At 57.2% G+C, this 21,366-nt stretch carries 20 protein-coding genes; 4 read left to right on the forward strand and 16 right to left on the reverse strand.

The window, feature by feature from the left end; genetic code table 11:
* Positions 1-4 precede the first annotated feature (4 nt).
* From AC2FH0_RS13705 to scpA, 4 genes are all read right to left on the reverse strand, one after another.
* Positions 5-685, reverse strand: coding sequence for a molecular chaperone DjiA (locus AC2FH0_RS13705; RefSeq protein WP_271949463.1), 681 nt, complete (start codon positions 683-685; stop codon positions 5-7).
* Positions 686-730: 45 nt separating this feature from the next.
* Positions 731-1,219: a GNAT family N-acetyltransferase gene (locus tag AC2FH0_RS13710; protein ID WP_496677729.1), complete on the reverse strand. Its 489-nt coding sequence runs from the start codon at positions 1,217-1,219 to the stop codon at positions 731-733.
* Positions 1,216-1,818 carry a VOC family protein gene (locus AC2FH0_RS13715; RefSeq protein ID WP_496677728.1) on the reverse strand — a complete coding sequence of 201 codons (603 nt, stop codon included), beginning with the start codon at positions 1,816-1,818 and terminating at the stop codon, positions 1,216-1,218. Before AC2FH0_RS13715 ends, AC2FH0_RS13710 begins: the two co-directional genes overlap by 4 nt.
* A 108-nt stretch (positions 1,819-1,926) precedes the next feature.
* A complete protein-coding gene (gene scpA / locus AC2FH0_RS13720) occupies positions 1,927-4,053 on the reverse strand; it encodes a methylmalonyl-CoA mutase (protein ID WP_496706591.1) in 2,127 nt (708 codons plus the stop codon).
* A 168-nt stretch (positions 4,054-4,221) separates the two neighbouring features.
* Here scpA and AC2FH0_RS13725 point away from each other — a divergent pair, with 168 nt between their 5' ends.
* On the forward strand, positions 4,222-4,668 hold the full coding sequence (locus AC2FH0_RS13725; protein ID WP_496690937.1) for a DUF4174 domain-containing protein: 447 nt from the start codon (positions 4,222-4,224) through the stop codon (positions 4,666-4,668).
* A 76-nt stretch (positions 4,669-4,744) separates the two neighbouring features.
* On the opposite strand, the gene AC2FH0_RS13730 is transcribed toward AC2FH0_RS13725, so the two are convergent.
* The 5 genes from AC2FH0_RS13730 to AC2FH0_RS13750 all read right to left on the reverse strand — a co-directional run bounded on the left by AC2FH0_RS13730 (position 4,745) and on the right by AC2FH0_RS13750 (position 10,357).
* Positions 4,745-6,790, reverse strand: coding sequence for an acetyl-CoA carboxylase biotin carboxylase subunit (locus AC2FH0_RS13730; RefSeq protein ID WP_281972736.1), 2,046 nt, complete (start codon positions 6,788-6,790; stop codon positions 4,745-4,747).
* A 113-nt stretch (positions 6,791-6,903) separates the two neighbouring features.
* Positions 6,904-7,107, reverse strand: a complete 204-nt coding sequence (locus tag AC2FH0_RS13735; protein WP_496789592.1) for a hypothetical protein — start codon at positions 7,105-7,107, stop codon at positions 6,904-6,906.
* Positions 7,108-7,813: 706 nt separating this feature from the next.
* Entirely contained in the window at positions 7,814-8,167 is a 354-nt protein-coding gene (locus tag AC2FH0_RS13740; protein ID WP_142636799.1) for a hypothetical protein, read from the reverse strand.
* Between the two features lie 73 nt (positions 8,168-8,240).
* Positions 8,241-8,567, reverse strand: a complete 327-nt coding sequence (locus AC2FH0_RS13745; RefSeq protein ID WP_271949451.1) for a DUF6497 family protein — start codon at positions 8,565-8,567, stop codon at positions 8,241-8,243.
* Between the two features lie 257 nt (positions 8,568-8,824).
* Positions 8,825-10,357 (reverse strand): acyl-CoA carboxylase subunit beta, encoded by a 1,533-nt coding sequence (locus AC2FH0_RS13750; RefSeq protein ID WP_496677724.1) that lies wholly within the window; start codon positions 10,355-10,357, stop codon positions 8,825-8,827.
* A gap of 183 nt (positions 10,358-10,540) precedes the next feature.
* Between AC2FH0_RS13750 and AC2FH0_RS13755 the strand changes: the two genes are divergently transcribed.
* Positions 10,541-11,746 carry a multidrug effflux MFS transporter gene (locus AC2FH0_RS13755; RefSeq protein ID WP_281972733.1) on the forward strand — a complete coding sequence of 402 codons (1,206 nt, stop codon included), beginning with the start codon at positions 10,541-10,543 and terminating at the stop codon, positions 11,744-11,746.
* A gap of 65 nt (positions 11,747-11,811) precedes the next feature.
* Positions 11,812-13,212, forward strand: a complete 1,401-nt coding sequence (locus AC2FH0_RS13760; RefSeq protein WP_142636792.1) for a helix-turn-helix domain-containing protein — start codon at positions 11,812-11,814, stop codon at positions 13,210-13,212.
* 59 nt (positions 13,213-13,271) lie between these two features.
* Here the strand turns inward: AC2FH0_RS13760 and AC2FH0_RS13765 are convergent, their stop codons facing one another.
* The 6 genes from AC2FH0_RS13765 to AC2FH0_RS13790 all read right to left on the reverse strand — a co-directional run bounded on the left by AC2FH0_RS13765 (position 13,272) and on the right by AC2FH0_RS13790 (position 19,048).
* A complete protein-coding gene (locus tag AC2FH0_RS13765; protein ID WP_142636790.1) occupies positions 13,272-13,511 on the reverse strand; it encodes an HP1242/YdcH family protein in 240 nt (79 codons plus the stop codon).
* A gap of 78 nt (positions 13,512-13,589) precedes the next feature.
* On the reverse strand, positions 13,590-15,248 hold the full coding sequence (betA, locus tag AC2FH0_RS13770) for a choline dehydrogenase (RefSeq protein WP_496789594.1): 1,659 nt from the start codon (positions 15,246-15,248) through the stop codon (positions 13,590-13,592).
* Positions 15,249-15,334: 86 nt separating this feature from the next.
* Complete coding sequence (betC, locus tag AC2FH0_RS13775; protein ID WP_496789596.1) at positions 15,335-16,843, reverse strand: choline-sulfatase; 1,509 nt, start codon at positions 16,841-16,843, stop codon at positions 15,335-15,337.
* Positions 16,840-17,412, reverse strand: coding sequence for a choline-binding transcriptional repressor BetI (betI, locus tag AC2FH0_RS13780; RefSeq protein ID WP_496789597.1), 573 nt, complete (start codon positions 17,410-17,412; stop codon positions 16,840-16,842). Before betI ends, betC begins: the two co-directional genes overlap by 4 nt.
* A gap of 87 nt (positions 17,413-17,499) precedes the next feature.
* Positions 17,500-18,408 (reverse strand): DMT family transporter, encoded by a 909-nt coding sequence (locus AC2FH0_RS13785; protein WP_496789599.1) that lies wholly within the window; start codon positions 18,406-18,408, stop codon positions 17,500-17,502.
* Between the two features lie 40 nt (positions 18,409-18,448).
* Positions 18,449-19,048, reverse strand: a complete 600-nt coding sequence (locus tag AC2FH0_RS13790; RefSeq protein ID WP_496789600.1) for a LysE/ArgO family amino acid transporter — start codon at positions 19,046-19,048, stop codon at positions 18,449-18,451.
* Positions 19,049-19,134: 86 nt separating this feature from the next.
* Here AC2FH0_RS13790 and AC2FH0_RS13795 point away from each other — a divergent pair, with 86 nt between their 5' ends.
* A complete protein-coding gene (locus tag AC2FH0_RS13795) occupies positions 19,135-20,019 on the forward strand; it encodes a LysR family transcriptional regulator ArgP (protein WP_496789602.1) in 885 nt (294 codons plus the stop codon).
* A 14-nt stretch (positions 20,020-20,033) separates the two neighbouring features.
* Here the strand turns inward: AC2FH0_RS13795 and AC2FH0_RS13800 are convergent, their stop codons facing one another.
* On the reverse strand, positions 20,034-21,305 hold the full coding sequence (locus AC2FH0_RS13800) for a permease (protein WP_496789603.1): 1,272 nt from the start codon (positions 21,303-21,305) through the stop codon (positions 20,034-20,036).
* Between the last annotated feature and the right edge of the window lie 61 nt (positions 21,306-21,366).

Below are 21,366 nucleotides of genomic sequence, written 5' to 3' on the forward strand. Positions count from 1 at the left end.
CGGTTCAGGCCTGCGCGCCTTTGATTTCATCCCAGGCGCGATTGATGTCGATCATCTTTTTTTCGGCCAGACGAATGGCCTCTTCCGGAACGCCTCGTGACATCATGGCGTCGGGATGAGTGTCGCGTACAAGTTGCCGCCAGACCTTACGAATGTCGGGCAGCGGCATATTCCGCGGCACACCCAGCACCGTATAGGGATCCTTTGGTGCATCCGGTACAAACCGTGCGCGTAAGGCCAGAAACTGAGCATCGGTCTGACCGAATATCCGGCTGACATCTTCCAGAAACTTATTTTCGTTGGGATGATAAAACCCGTCGGCCATTGCGATATGAAACAACCCCTCCATCAGGTCGCACAAGGTGGTGCTGTCTTCTGCGAACATATAGGCAATTTTGCTGGCATATTCCTGATACCCGGCGACATCGGTGCGCGCCATGTCAAAGACACGGGCTGCACCGGCCTCATCTTCGCGCGCGATCTGGAATACATCCCGAAAGGCAGTAACCTCGTCTCGCGTGACCTGCCCGTCGGCCTTGGCCATCTTGGCCCCCAGGGCGATGACCGCAATCGCAAATGCGACCGAGCGTTCCGGCGGCGTGCGCAGTTTCTCGAACACGGCCGTCAGGCTTTCGCCCTGTGCAAGCGCGCTTAGCGCATCGGATATACGGATCCAAATCGACATGAGCGCACCCTAACCCGCTCCGTCGCGACTGTCAGGTGCGACAGATCACTGCGGGGCAAGAATTTTCTGCATCAGCACAAGATCCAACCACTGACCGCATTTAAACCCCACCTCGGGCATCTGGCCCACTTGTGTAAATCCGGCAGCCGTATGGAAAGCGATGGCCGCAGGGTTGGCCGAGGAAATGCCCGCAATCAGAACATGAACATTGTCCATCTGTGCGCGGGCTTCCAAGGCCTGCAACAATGCGCGGCCTATCCCCTGGCCCCGCGCCTGCGGTGCCAACAGGATCGAGTGTTCACGCGTATAGGCATAGCCCGGCCCTGACCGAAACGCACCATAGGTTGCGAAGCCCAGAACAACGCCGTCACGCTCGGCCACCAGAAACGCCGCCCCTCTGGAGACGATATCCAAGGCAACGGCGTCATCGTTGCGCAATTCAGTGGTGAATGTGATCAGCGTATCGCGGATTATCGCATTCCAGATTGCCGCAACAGCGGGTGCATCTTCTGGCTGGGCTTGCCGGATGTTCATTCCAATACCCGTACCCCGTGCGGTGTGTCGATTTCGGCACGCAACGCCGCCGGACCGCTGTCAAACTCAACACGCTCTAACGGGCCTAGCGCTTTGGCGAGGTCCAGCGCGTCAGGGTGGTAGATGACTAGGCGGCGCAGCTGGCAGCCACTGTCGTTCAGCATGTTTGCCGGGTGAAGGTCACCCTGCCACTGGATGAGCGCCGGGAAAAGATTATCAAACGGCAGGCGCCCATTGGGAGGCACCGCCATGCGCCAACGCAGCGCGCCACGGTTTAGGTCGATCGGTTGACCGACTCCGTCCGGAAAGACCGTCAGCGAGGCCTCGATATCCGGAACCTGGCAAATCCAGTTAGTCAGGCGGGGAGCGCCCTGAAACCGATCTAGATCGAACCAGCGGGTTCTTTGCGGATTGGGTGCATCGGGGTCAATCGCGATGGCTTCCAGATACAAACCGTCCCGAAGGCCCAACAACCGGTTATGAGTTCCGAATTTCTCGTGCTTGCCCCCGTCCTGCAAGGGTACGCCCAACGCCTGTTCGACATGAGCCGAAGCCTGTTCAAGCGTTTCGCCAGCAACCGCCAAGTGATCAAGTAACACGGATGAGCCCCCCAGATGACAAACGGCCAGACCGCAAGGGTCTGGCCGTATGTTTTCCTCAAAGGCGCTGGATCACAAGATTTTTCGACGAAAAATCTTGGTGCCGGTTCAATCTTTGGCTTCGCCGATCAAACGCAGGATATCTTGTGCCGCCTCTGGGATGTTCGTACCCGGACCAAAGATCGCCTTAACCCCGTGATCATAGAGGAACTTATAATCCTGTTGCGGGATGACACCTCCGCAGATGACGATGATATCCTCAGCCCCGGCCTTTTTCAGTTCTTCGACCAGCTGCGGGGCCAGCGTCTTGTGCCCGGCTGCCTGAGACGAAATGCCGACGACATGGACGTCATTGTCCACCGCGTCTTGTGCTGCCTCGGCCGGCGTTTGGAACAGCGGGCCAACGTCCACGTCAAAGCCGATATCGGCAAAGGCTGTGGCGATCACCTTGGCTCCCCGGTCATGCCCGTCCTGCCCCATCTTGACTACCAGCAGGCGCGGGCGACGGCCTTCGGCCTCAGCAAAATCCTCAATGGACTTCTGGATGGCGGCAAAGCCTTCGTCGCCCTCATAGGCGGCCCCATAAACACCCGCCAGCGTTTTGACCTCGGCGCGGTGGCGACCAAATTCCTTTTCCATTGCCATGCTGATCTCTCCTACGGATGCGCGGGCACGGGCGGCTTCGACAGCAGCGGCCAGCAGGTTGCCGCCATCGCGGGCGGTGGTCGTCAGGGTGTCCAGCGCCTTTTGGCAGGCAGCCTCATCGCGCGTGGCACGGATGCGTTCCAGACGTGCCACCTGCGCCTCGCGGACAGCCACGTTGTCGACATCCAGAATGTCTATCGGGTCTTCCCGTTCCTTGCGGTACTTGTTGACGCCGACGATTACCTCGTCACCCCGGTCGATCATCGCCTGCCGTCGGGCGGCGCTTTCTTCTATCCGAAGCTTTGGCATGCCGGATGCAACGGCCTTGGTCATGCCGCCCATTTCCTCGACCTCTTCCATAAGAGCCCAAGCTTTTTCGACCAGCTCATTGGTCAGGCTTTCGACATAGAAAGACCCGGCCAGCGGATCGACCACATCGGTCACCCCGGTTTCCTCTTGCAAGACCAGCTGCGTGTTCCGTGCAATGCGAGCAGAGAAATCGGTGGGCAGCGCAATCGCCTCGTCCAAGGCGTTAGTATGCAGCGATTGGGTGCCGCCAAGAACCGCGCTCATCGCCTCATAGGCGGTGCGGATCACGTTGTTATAGGGGTCTTGTTCTTGCAGCGACACGCCCGAGGTCTGGCAATGGGTCCGCAGCATCTTAGAGCGCTCGGATTTCGCGCCGAAATCGGTCATCACCCGATGCCAAAGGGTACGGGCCGCACGCAGCTTGGCAATTTCCATGAAGAAATTCATGCCAATGGCAAAAAAGAACGACAAGCGACCAGCGAATTTGTCGACATCCATTCCGGCCTGTGTCGCTGCACGAACGTATTCGCGCCCGTCAGCCAGCGTATAGGCCAGCTCCTGCACCAGGTTCGCCCCGGCCTCTTGCATGTGATAGCCCGAGATTGAGATCGAGTTGAATTTGGGCATATCATTCGACGTATATTCGATGATGTCCGAGATGATCTTCATCGAAGGCTCAGGCGGGTAGATATAGGTGTTACGCACCATGAATTCTTTCAGAATGTCATTCTGAATAGTGCCGGACAGGACGGATTTGTCGTGGCCCTGTTCCTCACCCGCTACAATGAAACTTGCCAGGATAGGAACCACGGCACCGTTCATGGTCATCGAGACCGAGACCTTGTCCAACGGGATGCCGTCGAACAGGATTTTCATGTCCTCTACGCTGTCGATGGCCACACCGGCCTTGCCCACATCGCCGACAACGCGTGGGTGGTCGCTGTCATATCCGCGGTGCGTGGCCAGATCGAAAGCCACCGAGACCCCCTGCTGACCCGCCGCCAGATTGCGACGGTAGAAGGCATTCGATTCTTCGGCGGTGGAAAACCCCGCATATTGGCGGATCGTCCAGGGACGACCGGCATACATTGTTGCCTTTACCCCGCGCGTGAACGGCCCAAACCCGGGCATGGAGCCCATATGTGGCAGATCAGCCGTATCTTCCTGCGTATAGAGTGGCTTGACGGCGATGCCTTCCAGCGTCTCTTTGGTCAGGTCGTCCAACGGGCGACCGCGCAGCTCTTTCTCGGCCAGCGCCTGCCAGTCTTTCCTATTGGTCATTGCGATATCCTTTTCTCAATTCGGGTCGCGCAAGGGCGTGGCCCGCGCGTTATCATCCGTGGTTGCGCCCATTCGAATTGGGTGGGACGCAATATTTTATGGGCTGCGTGCATTTCGCTGGTCGCATTCGTGCGCGCAGGGACTATATTCAATCCAACAGGAGGCCCAATGACACGAACGCTAGCCTTTGTTTTTTCGGCGCTATTTCCACTGGCGGCCCTTGCAGCTGACGGGGCAGCCCCGGCTGACGATGAATTTGTCCGCCCTGTGGGGGATAGCGAGCTCAGCGAATATTTGTGGATCAAGCGGCCCATTGTTGTCTTTGCCGATACACCTGCTGACCCGCGATTCCAGCAGCAGGTCGACATGCTTTTGGAAGGGGAGGACGTCATGCGCGACCGCGATGTGGTCGTTCTGATCGACACTGACCCTGACGCCCGCTCGCCCATCCGGTCAAAACTGCGCCCGCGCGGGTTCCAGATGGTGTTTGTCGACAAGGACGGCGTGGTCAAACTGCGCAAACCTTCCCCTTGGAGCGTGCGTGAAATCGGTCGCTCCATCGACAAGACCCCCCTGCGCCAACGCGAAATCCGTGAACGGCGCGAGGGCGGCTGAACGCGTTTGCCGTACCCAACGGCCCAGGCGGCGACCGCCGGTTCCCTTGCAGGATATGTCAAACGCGTGGTCATGATCATTCAAACTCGATGATCACATCATCCACTGCGAGGCTGTCGCCTGGGCCTGCGTTGATCTTGGCAACGGTGCCTTTTTTCTCGGCGCGCAGGATGTTTTCCATCTTCATCGCCTCGATGGTGCACAGCGCCTGACCTTCCTGCACTTCTTGGCCCACTTCGACATCGACCTTCACGATCAGGCCAGGCATTGGGCAGAGCAGAAGTTTCGAGGTATCCGGCGGCAGTTTCTCGGGCATCAGCTTGGCCAGTTCCGCCTGACGCGGACGGCGCACATGCACCTTCATATCCGCGCCCCGGTTGCGGATCCGGAACCCGCCCGAGATTTTGTCGGCCTTCAGAACCAGCGGGCTACCGTCTACGTCCAGCACCGCCAGCTGGTCGCCCGGCGTCCACTCCGAGGCCACGCGCAATGTCGCGCCGTCTTCGAATTTGACCGTCGCGCCCTCTTTATCGGCATTCACCTGAACTGCGTATTCCTGGCCCTGCAGGGTCACGACCCAGCGTTTGCCGACCTTGCGTTCATGGTTGTCCATCCGGCCCGATACACGGGTGCGGCGAATCTCAGCCACCCGGTGCATGGCGGCGCAGGAAGCTGCGATCTGGCGCAGGTCAGCCTCGGGCAGCTCTACGCCCTGGAACCCATCGGGGTACTGTTCTTCGATGAACGCGGTAGTCATCTCGCCCTTGATGAAGATCGGATGATCCATCACTGCCGACAGGAACGGCAGATTGTGCCCGATGCCTTCGACCTCGAAACTGTCCAGCGCCACTCGCATCGCCTCAATCGCTTGATCACGGGTCGGGGCCCAGGTGCAGAGCTTGGCGATCATCGGATCGTAATACATACTGATCTCGCCGCCTTCATAGACGCCGGTATCGTTGCGAACGGCGGCCTCTCCGCTGGGGGCCTCACCCTGCCATTTGTCATTTACCAACAGCGGACCAGCGGCAGTTTCCTGCGGCGGGCGGTAGCGCGTCAATCGACCAATGGACGGCAAGAAGCCACGATAAGGATCTTCGGCATACAAACGGTTTTCAATCGCCCAGCCGGTCAGTGTGACATCGTCCTGCGAGATCGACAACTTCTCACCGGCCGCGACGCGGATCATCTGTTCGACCAGATCGACACCGGTGATCAGTTCGGTCACCGGGTGTTCCACCTGCAGGCGTGTGTTCATTTCCAGAAAATAGAAGTTCTTGTCACCATCAACGATAAACTCGACCGTGCCAGCGCTCGCATAATCCACAGCCTTGGCCAAGGCCACCGCCTGTTCGCCCATCGCCTTGCGTGTCGCCTCGTCCAGGAAAGGCGATGGCGCCTCTTCCACAACCTTCTGGTTTCGGCGCTGAATCGAGCATTCGCGTTCGCCCAGATAAATGCCATTACCATGGCTGTCGCACAGAACCTGAATCTCGATGTGACGGGGTTGGGTCACGAATTTCTCGATGAAAATCCGGTCATCTCCAAAGGAATTCGCGGCCTCGTTCTTGGAGGACTGGAACCCTTCGCGCGCCTCGTCGTCGGTCCATGCGATCCGCATACCCTTGCCACCGCCGCCAGCACTGGCCTTGATCATGACCGGATATCCGATCTCATTCGAAATCTTGACGGCCTCGTCGGCGTCTTCGATCAGGCCCATATAGCCCGGAACCGTAGAGACGCCGGCCTCTTGCGCGATCTTTTTAGAGGTGATCTTGTCACCCATGCTTTCAATCGCACCGACCGGAGGGCCGATAAAGGCCACGCCTTCGGCATCCAGAGCTTGGGCGAATCTCGAGTTTTCCGACAGAAAACCATACCCCGGGTGAACCGCCTGCGCGCCGCTCTGACGGATTGCCTCCATCACCCGGTCGATGACGATATAGGACTGGTTTGCAGGCGGTGGGCCAATATGCACCGCCTCATCCGCCATCGATACATGCAGGGCGTTCTTGTCCGCGTCAGAATAGATGGCGACCGTGCCGATGCCCATCTTGCGGGCGGTTTTGATAACCCGGCAGGCGATCTCGCCCCGGTTGGCGATCAGGATCTTGTTGAACATGGATGTCCTCTGTCTTGAAGTTCTGGAAACGCAAAACGCCGCCGCGGGGCAATGGCCCCACGACGGCGTGTCGCGCGATGACGGTCGGGGCGACGGGGACCCCGAAGATTTCGTTATCTACAGTTGTTCTGGGTCTTGCAGTAAAGCACGTTGCCTGCCGCGCCGACCACGGCACCCAACAGCGGGTCGGCACTGACGACTGCCGCGCCAACGGCGCCGGCTCCGCCGCCAAGCAACGCCTGCTCGCCGGTCGAGTCTCCGCACGCCGCGAGCCCTGCACAGGTCGCCATTGCAAGAATGACTTTCGTGATTCGCATGATGTCTGCCCTTTTTGGTTTTTTAACAATTTCAGAGCCAGATGCGGGAAATCGCCACTGTTATTCAATAACGAGCGTACCGAAATGCCCATTTGCGCAGTTTTATGCCATCCAATGACTGAAGTTTGCACAAAGAAAAACGCGGGCAGGACATTGTGAAAACCACAAGCCTGCCCGCGGAAGGAAGGGGTACGGAATAGTAGGTGCGCGTGCGACGCAGGCAAAGTAGAGCCGCACGACCCGCTCACCATGCACGGCCCGGTTGCACCTGCAAACCGGGATTGGCCAGTGGTGAAATTTCCGGCCAGAATCTGCCCATTCAGCGAAATATCGCGCAGAAACGCGCCGATTCCGCTCGCGTGAACATTGGTTGGGCAGGGCGAAATTCGCACCCCGACAGTCACGCAAACCTTTGTTTTATCAACACTACCTGAGATCACATGACCTGAAGAATTCGATCCTAAGTCGCCGCGGCCACCCCCCGCCGACCGGCCATTTTCCTGCCCAAGCCTTGATGGTTCTCCCGCCACCAAGCCACGGGTTATACACGCCGTAGAATCAGTGGTTTGCGCCCTTTCCCTCAGGTATTTTGCGCGATTGTCACGCGCCCGATCTGCACAGCGCACATATCCTTCTTGGCCCAACCGGGGCAAAGAAACCCTGTTGGAATTTTCAAGGCGTTTATGTGCGACGACGTCGATCACCTTCAGCTATCCCCGCCGAAAATGTCAGGAAACGAGGCTCTGGCCACGCTCGGATCAATGACCAGCAAGGCATCATAGCTGGCGGGGTCAAACGGATCCTCCGCCGGAATGACCTCACGCCCGAAAAACCAGCTCAGGCGACCGGCATCCAGATTGCCACGTTCGAATGGCTGGTCGCCGAAATGCTCCCACAAGGCCTCGATAAAGGCTGCATCCGCGCGACGATCAGCAGGTTTACGATCCCGGAACCGTTCACGCGTTGTCAGCGGAGTAACACCCTTTGGGTTGGCCCGTCTGATAGTGAATTGATAATCCGTCCCGGTCAGACGGCCGGGAAATCCGCGATGTTTCAACATTTCAGCGCCTCTTCGCTAAGGTCCTTTGAGGCGAAGGGGAATGCACAGAAATTGTGGTAATTGACAACCATTCTCAAATCCCTCCGTCCCAGACACATTGGGAATCCTGCAGAAGATACGCTTCGAAGAACTGCGTGGCATCCGGCGCGGTATGGCCAAAATCTATCGGCTTGTTCGACAGGGAAATCACAACCCTGGCTGGTTCCAGCTTGTGGTGCGCGACATAGGCCACGGCCAGCGTCTGACACAGGTGCTCCATGTCGATCGTGGCGACATCATATCCAATGCGTCCCACATCCGAGCCGATCTTTGGCGCGATGAACCGAAAGCGCAGCCATAACTCGCCCGGATTGTTGTCCAGCAGGACGTCGTTCAGATGTACAGGCTGCCCAGAGGGCACCGGTACCAATGCTTCAGCGAATGTAGGCGAACCAAGACAGAGAATTGCCAGACATAAGGCGCGATCCCAGACCCACCAAAGGCGAGCTCCTCTCTCCGGGATCGCGCGCGCATGCCTACTGGCCCGCGCTTTTCTATGTCCAATAAGGCATTTCATTTAGCAGCTTTGCTCTCAAAGTCAAATTCGCCGTTTGGGGGTCTTTCCACCAACGTACCGAGAGGCAGGCACACCAGAGCGCCTGCCTCGCGACCGTCAGCTTACAGCGGAATGTTATCGTGCTTTTTCCAGGGGTTTTTCAGTTGCTTGTTACGCAAGCTGGCAAAAGCTCGCGATACGCGGCGGCGGGTCGAATGCGGCATGATCACCTCATCAATGAATCCACGTTCCGCAGCCACAAACGGGTTGGCAAACCGGTCCTCATAGTCCTGAGCGTGCTGTGCGATTTTGTCGGCATCGCCCAGATCCGCACGGTGGATGATTTCGGTCGCGCCCTTGGCCCCCATCACCGCGATCTCGGCGGTTGGCCAAGCATAGTTGAAATCGCCACGCAGATGTTTGGATGCCATCACGTCATAGGCACCGCCATAGGCCTTTCGGGTGATCACTGTGACCTTCGGAACGGTCGCCTCGCCATAGGCAAACAGCAGTTTTGCGCCATGTTTGATCACACCGCCATATTCCTGCGAGGTTCCCGGCAAAAAGCCCGGCACGTCGACCAGTGTCAAAATCGGAATTTCAAAGCAATCACAGAACCGGACGAAGCGCGCGGCTTTGCGGCTGCTGTCGATATCCAGACAGCCGGCCAGCACCATCGGCTGGTTGGCTACAACACCTACGGTCTGACCTTCCAGACGGATAAAGCCCGTGATGATGTTCTTGGCGTAATCTTCTTGAATCTCGTAAAAATCACCCTCGTCCGCCACTTTGGCAATGAGTTCTTTCATGTCATAAGGCGTGTTCGGGTTGTCCGGAATCAATGTATCCAGCGAAGCCTCAATCCGGCCCGGTTCGTCAAAGAAGGGACGAACGGGCGGTTTTTCCTTGTTGTTCAACGGTAGGAAATCGACAAGACGGCGCACTTCGGCCAGTGCTTCGACATCGTTTTCGAATGCACCGTCGGCAACCGAGGATTTCTTGGTATGGGTCGATGCACCACCCAGCTCTTCGGCGGTTACAACCTCATTGGTGACGGTCTTGACGACATCGGGGCCTGTCACAAACATGTACGAGGTGTCTTTGACCATAAAGATAAAGTCGGTCATCGCCGGACTGTAGACAGCGCCACCGGCGCAGGGGCCCATGATCACACTGATCTGCGGAACCACGCCCGAGGCCATGATGTTACGCTGGAACACCTCGGCATAACCCGCAAGCGAGGCCACACCTTCCTGGATTCGCGCACCACCCGAATCGTTGATGCCGATCACCGGAGCACCATTCTGGATTGCCATGTCCATGATCTTGCAGATTTTCTGCGCGTGGGTTTCCGACAGAGACCCGCCGAAAACGGTGAAATCCTGGCTGAAGACATAGACCATACGACCATTGATTGTGCCCCATCCGGTGACGACACCATCGCCTGCAGGCTTTTGATTTTCCATCCCGAAATCCGTGCAGCGATGGCTGACAAACATGTCGAATTCTTCGAAACTGCCTTCATCCACCAACAGCTCTATGCGTTCGCGTGCGGTCAGCTTTCCCCGCGCATGCTGCGCATCAATACGTTTTTGCCCACCCCCCAGCCGTGCATCGTTGCGGCGGCCTTCAAGCTCGGAAAGGATGTCTTTCATAACGATGATCCCCTTTGAAATTTGGCGCGACACTATACTTAGTTTCGTTCAGACCAAAGCCTCATTCGGCAAATTTGCAAATCTTTGAAAATACAGTTTCGGGTAATTGTAAACATGCAAAGTTTCGCACTGAGACACGGTCACGGATGGCAATCCCAAAAACCGTCACTATACATGTGAACCATGCAGTTTACTTTTTCGCCAGCGCGTCGTTCGCCCCCTACCATTGCCACACTTGTGATGCTATCCGGGCTGTCAGCACTGAGCTTGAATCTTTTCCTTCCCAGCCTGCCCAATATGGCCGCGTATTTTGACGCAGACTACAAAGTCATGCAGTTGTCGATCGCTCTGTATCTGATGATCAGCGCAGTAATCCAAATTCTGATCGGCCCCATCGCAGATAAGGTGGGCCGCAGGCCGGTTATTCTCTGGGGATTGGTTCTGTTTCTGATTGCGACACTGGGTTGCATCTACTCCCCGAACGCCGAAGTATTTCTGGCCTTCAGGATGTTTCAAGCGGTCGTAGCTGTTGGAATGGTCCTTAGCCGCGCAGCGGTGCGAGACCTTTACGAAGCAGATCAAGCCGCTTCAATGATCGGCTATGTCACCATGGGAATGGCCATTGTTCCAATGATCGGCCCTGCCATCGGCGGCTTTCTGGAAGAGAGCTTTGGCTGGAAGGCAAATTTCTGGCTTCCTTTCGGGCTGGGCCTACTGGCGCTAATGCTGACCTATTCCGACTTCGGAGAAACATCCCGCAAAAGCGGGCTGACCTTGCTGCAGCAGTTTCGTGAATACCCGGAATTGCTCAGATCCCCTCGGTTCTGGGGCTATTCCATGGCCTCAGCCCTGTCGTCGGGCGCTTTTTTCGCCTATCTGGGCGGCGCGCCTTTCGTCGGGACTGAACTGTTCGGCCTAACAGCGTCAGAACTGGGCATTTACTTCGGCGCCCCTGCGGTGGGTTATTTCTTCGGCAACTTCTTCAGCGGCAGGTTCTCTGTCCGCTTTGGCGTGAACCGGATGGTTCTTTGGGGGTGCTGGATGAACGCAACCGGCGTTGCACTGTCGACTATCGTGTTCCTTACGGGCTTCGGCTCGGTTCTCAGCTTCTTTGGGTTCATGACCATTGTTGGTGTGGGCAATGGTATGACCATTCCAAACGCAACTTCAGGCGCACTGTCCGTCCGCCCGCACCTGGCCGCGACAGCATCTGGGCTGAGCGGGGCCATCATGCTGGGCGGCGGAGCTGGCCTGAGCGCGCTCACGGGCGCAATACTAACCCATGAAACAGGCGCGATGCCGCTGCTGTGGCTGATGTTGGCCTCTGCAACATTTGCCATCGTTGCTATTGCCATCGTGATCCGGCGCGAACGGTATTTGGGCCTGTAACACGCCTTGCGCAGGACGGTTTGCAAAGCTAGCGTTCAAGATTAGAAAAGTTGCAAAGGCACGCCATGGCGACCCAAAAGCTCTATGCTGGTGCAAAACTGCGTGAAATGCGCACGCGCCTGACGCTGACACAAAAGGAATTCGCAGCCAAACTGGGGGTTTCGCTTCCCTATCTGAACCAGATGGAGAATAACAACCGCCCGATCTCGACCACGGTTGTTCTGGCTCTGGCGCAGGAATTCGGCATGGACGTGACCGAACTTAGCACTGGCGACAGCGAACGTCTGGTCTCAGACCTGCGCGAGGCGCTGGCGGACCCCGTGTTTGATGACGCCATGCCACCGCTCGCTGATCTGCGCCTAACAGCTTCAAACGCCCCCGCAATGGCCCGAGCGTTTATCGCCCTGCACCGCACGTATCGCCAGACGCATGAAAGGCTGGCCTCGCTGGACGAAGCCCTGGGACGTGAAGACGCACAGATTCAGGCCAGCCCCTGGGAAGAAGTGCGAGACTTTTTCCATTATTGCGACAACTACATAGACGCGGTTGACCGGGCCGCAGAACGATTTTCTGGCCGCGCCCAGGACAAAGGCGGAATTCGCGCCGCCGCAATCGAAAGCTTGGGTGAAAACGGTATTCGCGTTCAGTTCCCGGATATCGAAGAAACCCGGAAATACGATGCGGATAGCAAAACATTGCTGCTGTCATCACGGATTGCACCGCAAACACAAGTGTTTCAGCTGCTCTTGCAGGTATCCCTAATCAATCAGGACAAGCTGCTTGAAGCGACACTGGATTTCGCCAAATTTCACAGTGATGAGGCGCGCGCGATTGCGAAGATCGGCCTGGCGAATTATTTCGCTGGCGCCTCTCTGATGCCTTATGGCGAATTTCTCAGTGCAGCCCAGCTTTACCGCCATGATTTGGAATTGCTCAGCAATCGTTTTGGAGCATCCATCGAACAGGTGGCCCACAGGCTTTCGACACTGCAGCGCCCCGGTGCAAAGGGGATACCATTTTTCTTTGTTCGGGTGGATCAGGCCGGAACGATCACAAAACGCCACTCCGCCACGCGCCTGCAATTTGCGCGCTTTGGCGGTGCGTGCCCGTTGTGGAATGTGCACCGCGCCTTTGAAACTCCGGGTCACTTCCTGCGGCAGCTTGCCGAAACCCCGGACGGGGTCCGCTATATCTCGCTGGCGCGGGATGTTTCGAAATCGGGCGGTTCGTACGGAGCGCCTGTCCGGCGCTATGCGATTGCGCTGGGATGCGAGGTCCGCCACGCTGAAGCGTTGGTTTATGCGGACAATCTGGATATCTCAAACGCCAGTGCCTACGAGCCCATAGGTATCTCGTGCCGGATCTGCGAACGCCAGAACTGCCACCAACGGTCAGTTCCTCCGCTGGAACGTCGCCTGTCCATCGACACTCATACCCGCGGAACCTTACCCTATGAAGTTACCTGAGCTTTACCCGGCCTAAAACCGCGGCCAGCCGAAACGGGGGCAATGCCCCCGCCCAACCCTTAAGCGTTCGACAAAATCGCCCAGATCTCATCCTTCAGTGCGGCGCGTTTCTTGCGCAGCTCGCCTTCGGCAAGGTCCTCCATCGGCTCGACGTTAGTTTCCGCGCGGTGCACGATACGGTTAACCTCATGATACTCTTCAGCCAGACGAGAAAAATGCGCATCGGACTGTTTAAGCTGACTGATCAATTCGACCTTGTCGGGAAACTCTTCGGCCAATTCGTGCGGGGTGTGGGACATTCCTGTTCGCTCCTTAGAAAATGCGTTGCGATTCAGGTCTATATTGGTCCCACTCCCCCCGCTTTGACGCGGATCAAATCAGCGCTGCGCCGAGGACCATAGCGGATGAATCCAAGGCTGATCATTGGCTTTGGGCAACGGATCTTTGCCCAGCAGATGATCCGAGACTTTCTCGCCCACCATGATCGACGGCGCATTAAGGTTGCCGTTGGTGATTTGCGGAAAGATCGAACTGTCCGCCACACGCAGCCGATCCACGCCGATCACCCGGCCTTCGGAGTCGACAACCGCGTTCTGGTCATCCGCCCGTCCCATCCTGCAGGTGCCGCAGGGATGATAGGCACTTTCGGCATGCTCAGCGATAAAGGCGTTCAACTCTTCATCTGTTTGTACCGCAGCACCGGGCTGAATCTCTTTCCCGGCAAAGGGTCTGAACGCCTCTTGCCCGAAAATCTCTCGCGTCAGGCGGATACAGGTGCGGAACTCCTCCCAGTCTTTTTCCTGACTCATGTAATTGAACCGGATGACAGGTGCGTCCTCGGGTCGAGCCGAGCGCAATGTCACAGCACCCCGTGATTCCGATCGCATCGGACCCACATGTGCTTGGAACCCGTGCCCCTCGGCCGCAGCCTGCCCGTCATAGCGCACCGCCATCGGCAGGAAGTGGTACTGGATGTCGGGGTATTCGACACCCGGCCTTGATCGGATGAAGGCCGCGCTTTCGAACTGGTTCGAGGCACCAAGGCCGGTCTTGGTGAACAGCCATTGCGCCCCGATCAGGCCTTTGCTGACCAGGTTCCAGTGTTTGTAGAGCGTGATCGGCTGAAGCGAGGCTTGCTGGATATACAGCTCCAAATGGTCCTGTAGATTTGCGCCAACCCCCGAACGGTCTGCAACAACTCCGATCCCCTGCTCAGCCAAATGCGCAGCCGGGCCGATTCCAGACAGCATCAAAAGTTTCGGCGAATTGATGGACGAGGCTGCGATGACCACTTCGCGGCGGGCGCGGATGACCTCTGTCTTGCCGCCACGGATCAGTTCAACACCAACAGCGCTTCCGTTTTCCAGAACAATCCGGGTCGCCAGACCGCGCACGATATCACAGTTCTCGCGCTTGAGCGCAGGCCGCAGATAAGCATTTGCCGCCGACCAGCGCCGCCCTTTCCAGACGGTCTGCTCCATCGGGCCGAAGCCTTCTTGCTTTTCACCGTTATAGTCGCCCGTGATTTCATACCCGGCTTGCTGGCCCGCATCGACAAAGGCCTGGAACAGCGGGTTCGCACGCGGGCCCCGCGACACATGCAGCGGCCCGTCAGTGCCCCGCCACGCGGAATCACCACCATGACCGCCGTCATGCCAGGTCTCCATCCGTTTGTAATACGGCAGCACATCCGCATAAGACCAGCCATCCGCGCCCATCTCGGCCCAGGTATCGAAGTCCCGGGCGTGGCCGCGCACATAAACCATTCCGTTGATCGAAGAGGATCCGCCGATCACCTTCCCTCGCGGGCAGGCCAGGCGGCGGTTGTTCAGATGCGGCTCAGGCTCGGATTGATAGCCCCAGTCATAGCGCGACATGTTCATCGGATAGCTTAGCGCGGCGGGCATCTGGATAAACGGGCCCATGTCGGTACCGCCATGCTCGATCACCAGAACCGAGGCACCGGCCTCACTCAAACGATATGCCATCGCGCAGCCTGCGGAACCTGCGCCGACGATGACGAAATCTGCTTCCATTTTCGGGTCTCCATTCTCAACCGGAGCCAAGATTTTTCATCGAAAAATCTCTGCCTGACCGGAGAGGGTCTTGTTAATTCGGGTTGTTACTCTCCGCGTGGAAAGCGTTGGCTTTCCTCGACGATATTCAGATCCATGTGGTTACGCATGTACCGCTCAGATGCTTTCTGCAGGGGCTGGTAGTCCCACGGATAATACCCGCCCTGGCGCAACGCCTCGTACACGACCCAGCGACGCGCCTGGCTGGCGCGAACTTCGGCGTCGAACCGATCCAGATCCCAACGGGCATCGGACTTGGCACGCAAGGTCTGCAACGTTCCTGCATGCTCTGGCCTGTCTGCGAGGTTCTCCAACTCGGAAGGGTCCGCCTCGAGGTCGAACAGTTGATCAGGGTCTAGCGCACATCGGTTGTATTTCCATTTGCCATAACGCAAGGACACCAGTGGCGCATAAGAGGCCTCGGCTGCATATTCCATCGCGACCGGCGCACTGCGCTCGTGCCCCATGGCCAGCGGCACAAGGTTTTCGCCATCTGTCCACGGCGCGATCTCTGCCATATCGACACCGGCAAGAGCACCCAAGGTCGGCGTCACATCTATGGTCGAAACCGGAGCGTCGATCCGGCCCGCTGGCAGATCGGGCGCACAGATCATCAGCGGGACGCGGGATGACCCTTCATAGAAGGTCATCTTGAACCACAATCCGCGTTCACCAAGCATATCGCCATGATCCGAAACGAACAGGATGATCGCCTCTTGCCGCGTGGTCTCTAACACCTCGAGGATTTCTCCGACCTTGTCGTCCAGATAAGAGATATTGGCGAAATAGGCGCGGCGTGATTTGCGGGTATCTTCTTGAGTGATGTCAAAGCTGCGCCAGTCATTGGCGTCAAAAATCCGTTTCGAATGCGGGTCCTGATTATCATAACCAAGGTCGGCAATCTGGGGCAGAAGGTGCTCGCAATCTTCGTACAGGTCCCAGTATTTGCGACGTGCAACATAGGGATCATGCGGGTGGGTAAAGCTTACAGTCAGGCACCATGGACGGTCGTCCTTGCCACGGGCCAGATCGTATAGCTTGGACTTGGCGTTATAGGCCACCTCGTCATCATATTCCATTTGGTTGGAAATCTCGGCTACACCTGCGCCCGTGACCGAACCCATATTGTGATACCACCAGTCAATCCGCTCGCCTGGTTTACGGTAGTCCGGGGTCCAGCCGAAATCGGCGGGGTAGATGTCGGTGGTTAGGCGATCTTCAAACCCGTGCAACTGATCAGGCCCGACGAAATGCATCTTGCCCGACAGACAGGTATAGTACCCTGCACGGCGCAGATGGTGGGCATATGTCGGAATATCACTGCCAAACTCGGCGGCATTGTCATAGACACCAGTGCGCGACGGCAACTGACCGGACATAAAACTGGCCCGACCCGGCGCACACAGGGGCGACGCCGTATAGGCATTCGCAAATCGCGTGGATCGTTCGGCCAGCTTTTTCAGGTTTGGCGCATGCAGCCAGTCGATAGGACCGTCAGGAAAAAGGGTCCCGTTCAACTGATCCACCATCAGGATCAGAATATTAGGTTTAGTCATTTCTCGGCCTCGAGCAAGGTGCTGAGCACGCGCATCGCGTGGTTTACAGCCAGTTGCGGTTCTTCCGGGGCGCTCAGCGCGGCGTGGATATAAAGTCCGTCGATCAAGGCGATCATGTTCCCGGCCGCCTCAACCGGATCGGCCAAATGCGGGCGCAGCGCATAAACCAGGTTCGACCGGATACGGGCCTGATAAATCTGCCACAATCGCAGGGCGTCGTCATTGGTCTGCGCAAGAACGTAGAACGTCATCCACGCTGCCGTCACATCCGGCGTGAAACAGGATGGGGCAAAGCATGCCCGGATGATCGCCTGCGCGCGTCCACTTGGCGTGGCTGCTTTCAGTTCGGACCGGACCTCTGACCCGAAATCCGACAGGATGCGGCGCATCGCTGCCAGAAAAATCTGATCTTTACCGCCGAAATAGTGATGTGCCAGCGCGCTGGACATGCCAGCCCGCTTAGCGATCTGGCTGACGGTTACATCGAGGGATTTTTTCGACCCGAGCTCAGCAATCGTTGCCTTTACGATCGCATCACGGCGGATTGGCTCCATTCCGAGTTTCGGCATCCGTACCCCTCAACTGCTTTTGATAGAAAAACGCTAGGAGATTTTTATTGACTCGTCAATTAATAACGTTTTTTCGGCAGAAACCGGCTAAAGTTTAGGTGCAATACTGGGGGTCGTCAGGCTGCTGCGGTTCAACACGGCCTCGCGCCAGGCAATAAAACTGACTGCCAACAGAATCAGCGTGCCCCCCGCGACCACCCACAAATCTACGCTTTCGTGGAAAACCAACGCCCCAACCAGCGTGGCCCAGATCAGCTGTAAGAATGTGACGGGCTGCGTCACTGCAACAGGGGCGGCCTGCAGGGCCAAGGTCATCAGATAGTGTCCAAGTGTGGCAAAACAGGCAACCAGAAACAGCACACCCAAATCATGGAGACTTGGAGGGGACCACACGGCAATGGCGAAAGGTATCAGCGCCATCGTCACCCATATGGACATATGTGCAACCACGACCGAGGGCGGCAGATCTCGCACCAGCATCTTGGCCAGCAGGTAGGATGCACCAAGCGTCAACGAAGTGCCCAACATGGTCACGTGACCAACCGAGATATCCCGAAACCCAGGTCGGAGAATAATTGCTACACCGATCAATGCGACAACAATGGCGGCAATCCGGCGGAAGGCTAGTTTCTCGCCTAGAAACAGCACAGCACCCAATGTGACATAGACCGGCGTCATGTAGTTCATGGCCGTGACTTCGGCCAACGGAATTCGGGTCATGGAAAAAAACCACAGCATCACGGCAATGGCGTGAACCACCCCGCGGATGCCGAACAGTGTCAGATGCCTACGTGTCAGAGGTGTCGTAACGATCAGCCGTAACGCTGGCAGTAGGAACACCAACCCAAAGACAAAGCGCAGAAATGCGGCCTGTATCGGGTCCATGGAGGTGCCCAGAGATTTGACGAGCGCAGTCATGACAACAAAGGACAGACCGGCGGAAAACATCCAGAACATTCCCGCCAATGGCCGATAGGTGTTAGGTTGAGTTGTCATGTTAACGGTTCAACACCGAAACACAGGTGGGAACAAGACCTCAGATCGCCACCAGCTTGGCCGCAATCGCCAGCATGACAAAACCGATAACAACATCCAGCACCTGCCATGCCCTTGGGCGGGCAAAGACCGGCGACAGAATCCTTGCCCCGTAGCCCAACGAGAAAAAGAAGACAAAGCTGGACAGCATCGCTCCAATAGCAAAGGCCAACCGGTCATCATATTGTGCAGATATCGACCCGATCAGAACCACCGTGTCCAGATAGACATGCGGATTCAACCAGGTGAATGCCAGCACGGTCAGCAGGACAGACCTCAGACTTGAACGTGTCCCTTCACTGACATCCATGGAAGACCCGCCATGCCAGGCCGATAGCAGACTGCGCAACCCGTACCAGGTCAGAAACACAGCCCCGCCATAGCGCATGACCGGCTCGAACCAAGGAGCAGTCTGAGAAAGCGTTCCGAACCCGGCAACCCCTGCCGCAATCAGAATGGCATCCGATACGGCGCAGGTCAGGCATAGGGCAAAAACATGTTCGCGGCGCAGCCCTTGACGCAGGACAAAGGCGTTCTGCGCACCAATGGCCAAAATCAGACTAAAGCCCAGAGCGAATCCGGAAATCAGAGATGCGGACATGAAACCTCCTGTGTTCGATTTGATTGACTAGAGCCAGTCAGTCGACTTATCAAATTAAAGAAGTTACACCTGGTTAAGCTCTGCTAATGTTGCTGGATCCCAATCACCTTGCCGCACTTTCGGCCATTCTACGCCACGGAAGCTTTGACGCCGCCGCCACAGAGCTGTCGGTGACGCCTTCGGCGATATCGCAGCGGATCAAGTCATTAGAGGATCGGATAGGCGCCGCTCTGATCACTCGTGGTGCGCCCTGCACAGCGACACCCGCCGGCCTGCGCATTGCCAGATACGCCGAGGATATCGGGCTGCTTGAGGCACAGCTGGCCCGTGAACTTGCGTTGGAGGGAACCTCTGGCCCGACCCAGGTGCGCATTGCAATTCCTGCAGACAGTTTGGCCACATGGTTCATCGCTGCGATGGCCCAAACAGATGAGTTGCTGTTCGATCTGGTAATTGATGACCAGGACCATTCGGCCGATTGGTTGCGCCGCGGTGAGGTCAGCGCGGCTGTTACCACCGGAGGGCAACCGGTCTCTGGCTGCGATGCCCATCCACTTGGGGATTTCAGGTATATTCCAACGGCCAGCCCAGGTTTTATGCAAAATTGGTTCCGGGACGGTGTAACCAAAAGCAGCCTTGCCATAGCACCGTGCCTGACCTTCAATCAAAAGGACGGTCTTCAGAAAGCCTGGTTTGCGAGAGAGTTTGGGCACCACATTTCCCCGCCATCGCATTTTCTGCCATCCTCACACGGGTTTGTGGATGCAGCGATCGCCGGCATCGGGTGGGGAATGAACCCGATTGAGCTGGTACAAAAGCCTTTGGCAGATGGCCTGTTGTGCCCCTTGATACCAGACACGCCCCTTGATGTTCCGCTGACCTGGCAGGTCGGGCGTGTCTTATCCTCGGCCCTTTCGCCGCTGACCGCCGCTGTAAAGCGCGCGGCTGTCGACGCGCTTATTCAACGATAGACAGGATTGGTCGATCAGGATGGCTCGGGCGCTTTAGGAATTGGCGTGACCACCCGGTAACAGGCAAAAGCTGCGATCAGGCTCACCAAGACAACGATCAAAACCGCCGCCGAGACCTCGTGCATATGTGCCAGACCAGCCAGCGCCGCCGACACGATGACCGCAACAATCCGCGAGATGCTTTTCACCGCAGCCGCCCCTTTGACCCGCTGATCAAACGGGGCGATATCCAGAAAATACAACTTTCGGGCACTGCTGATGCCTGTAACCGCCACGGTCACCACAAACAGGGCAACCGCATGAGTGTGCACCTGATGACCGATATGGAGGTAATGGACCGCCAGCAGCCCTGCTCCGGTCAAGGCCACCATCAGAGTCCCGGATACCATGACCGCCCGGTGGGATTTCAGGTTAACAAACTGCCACAAAGGCGCAGAGACCAGATATCCAGAGGCCGACGAAATGATCATTGCGGTAAGACCTTTGGCCGAACTGTGATGTGCCTCGGCCGCCATCAGGGCAAAGAACGGAACCGATAGACTGACAACCACAATCGGAAGGCGCATGACCATATAGCGCCGGAACCAGGTCTGGTTGAACATCGCCAGAATATCGGTGAAATATTCGGACCAATGTCTTTTGCTTTCGTCCTCAGGCGCTGTTGAAATTTTCTGATGCGGAACTTCGGACATCGCCAGGATTGAAAGGCCAGACAACAGAAAAAACACCACTGCGACTCCGATCACAACCGAATGGCGCGCAAACGGAGGGTTGCCCAGCGTGATTTGATGGACCAACAGAACAAGACCGATTGCGCCCAATCCGCCGGCGCCTAACTGCAGATATCGCATGATCATCCGTGACCTGGACTGAACGTGCACGCCCAGCAGGTCAGTAAGCAGCAATGTCTGGATCTCACCCACAAGACCGATCAAAAAAAATGCGGCGATAAAGGCTGTGGCCGTGAACACGAGACTGCCCGTCGCGGCCGCCGCCAGAGCCATGACAAGGCAGGCCCCGATCAATACTTCGGTCATCGCGATGCTGCGTTTCTTCTGTTCGCGCAGCGCAATGACCTGGGCCAGAAACACGTCGGCGATCATGCTGCCGACCATGCGGATTGAAACCAGCGCGCCGGCGATGAACATCGGAAGTTCCAGCGAAACGGCAAGAAACGGCAAGACAATGGACGGGCTGCCAAGGGTCCAGGCGACCTGCGACAGAATACTCTGCCCGGTCAAAACAGGCACATTGCGTTTGGCCAAATCAAATTGAGGTTCGGTCATCTGCTCTTTGACTCGCTGCTTCAGCTATTCGACCCAGCCTATGGGTTCGAACCTGATCGGC

It is taken from the genome of Ruegeria sp. CDSC051, from assembly GCF_059610665.1.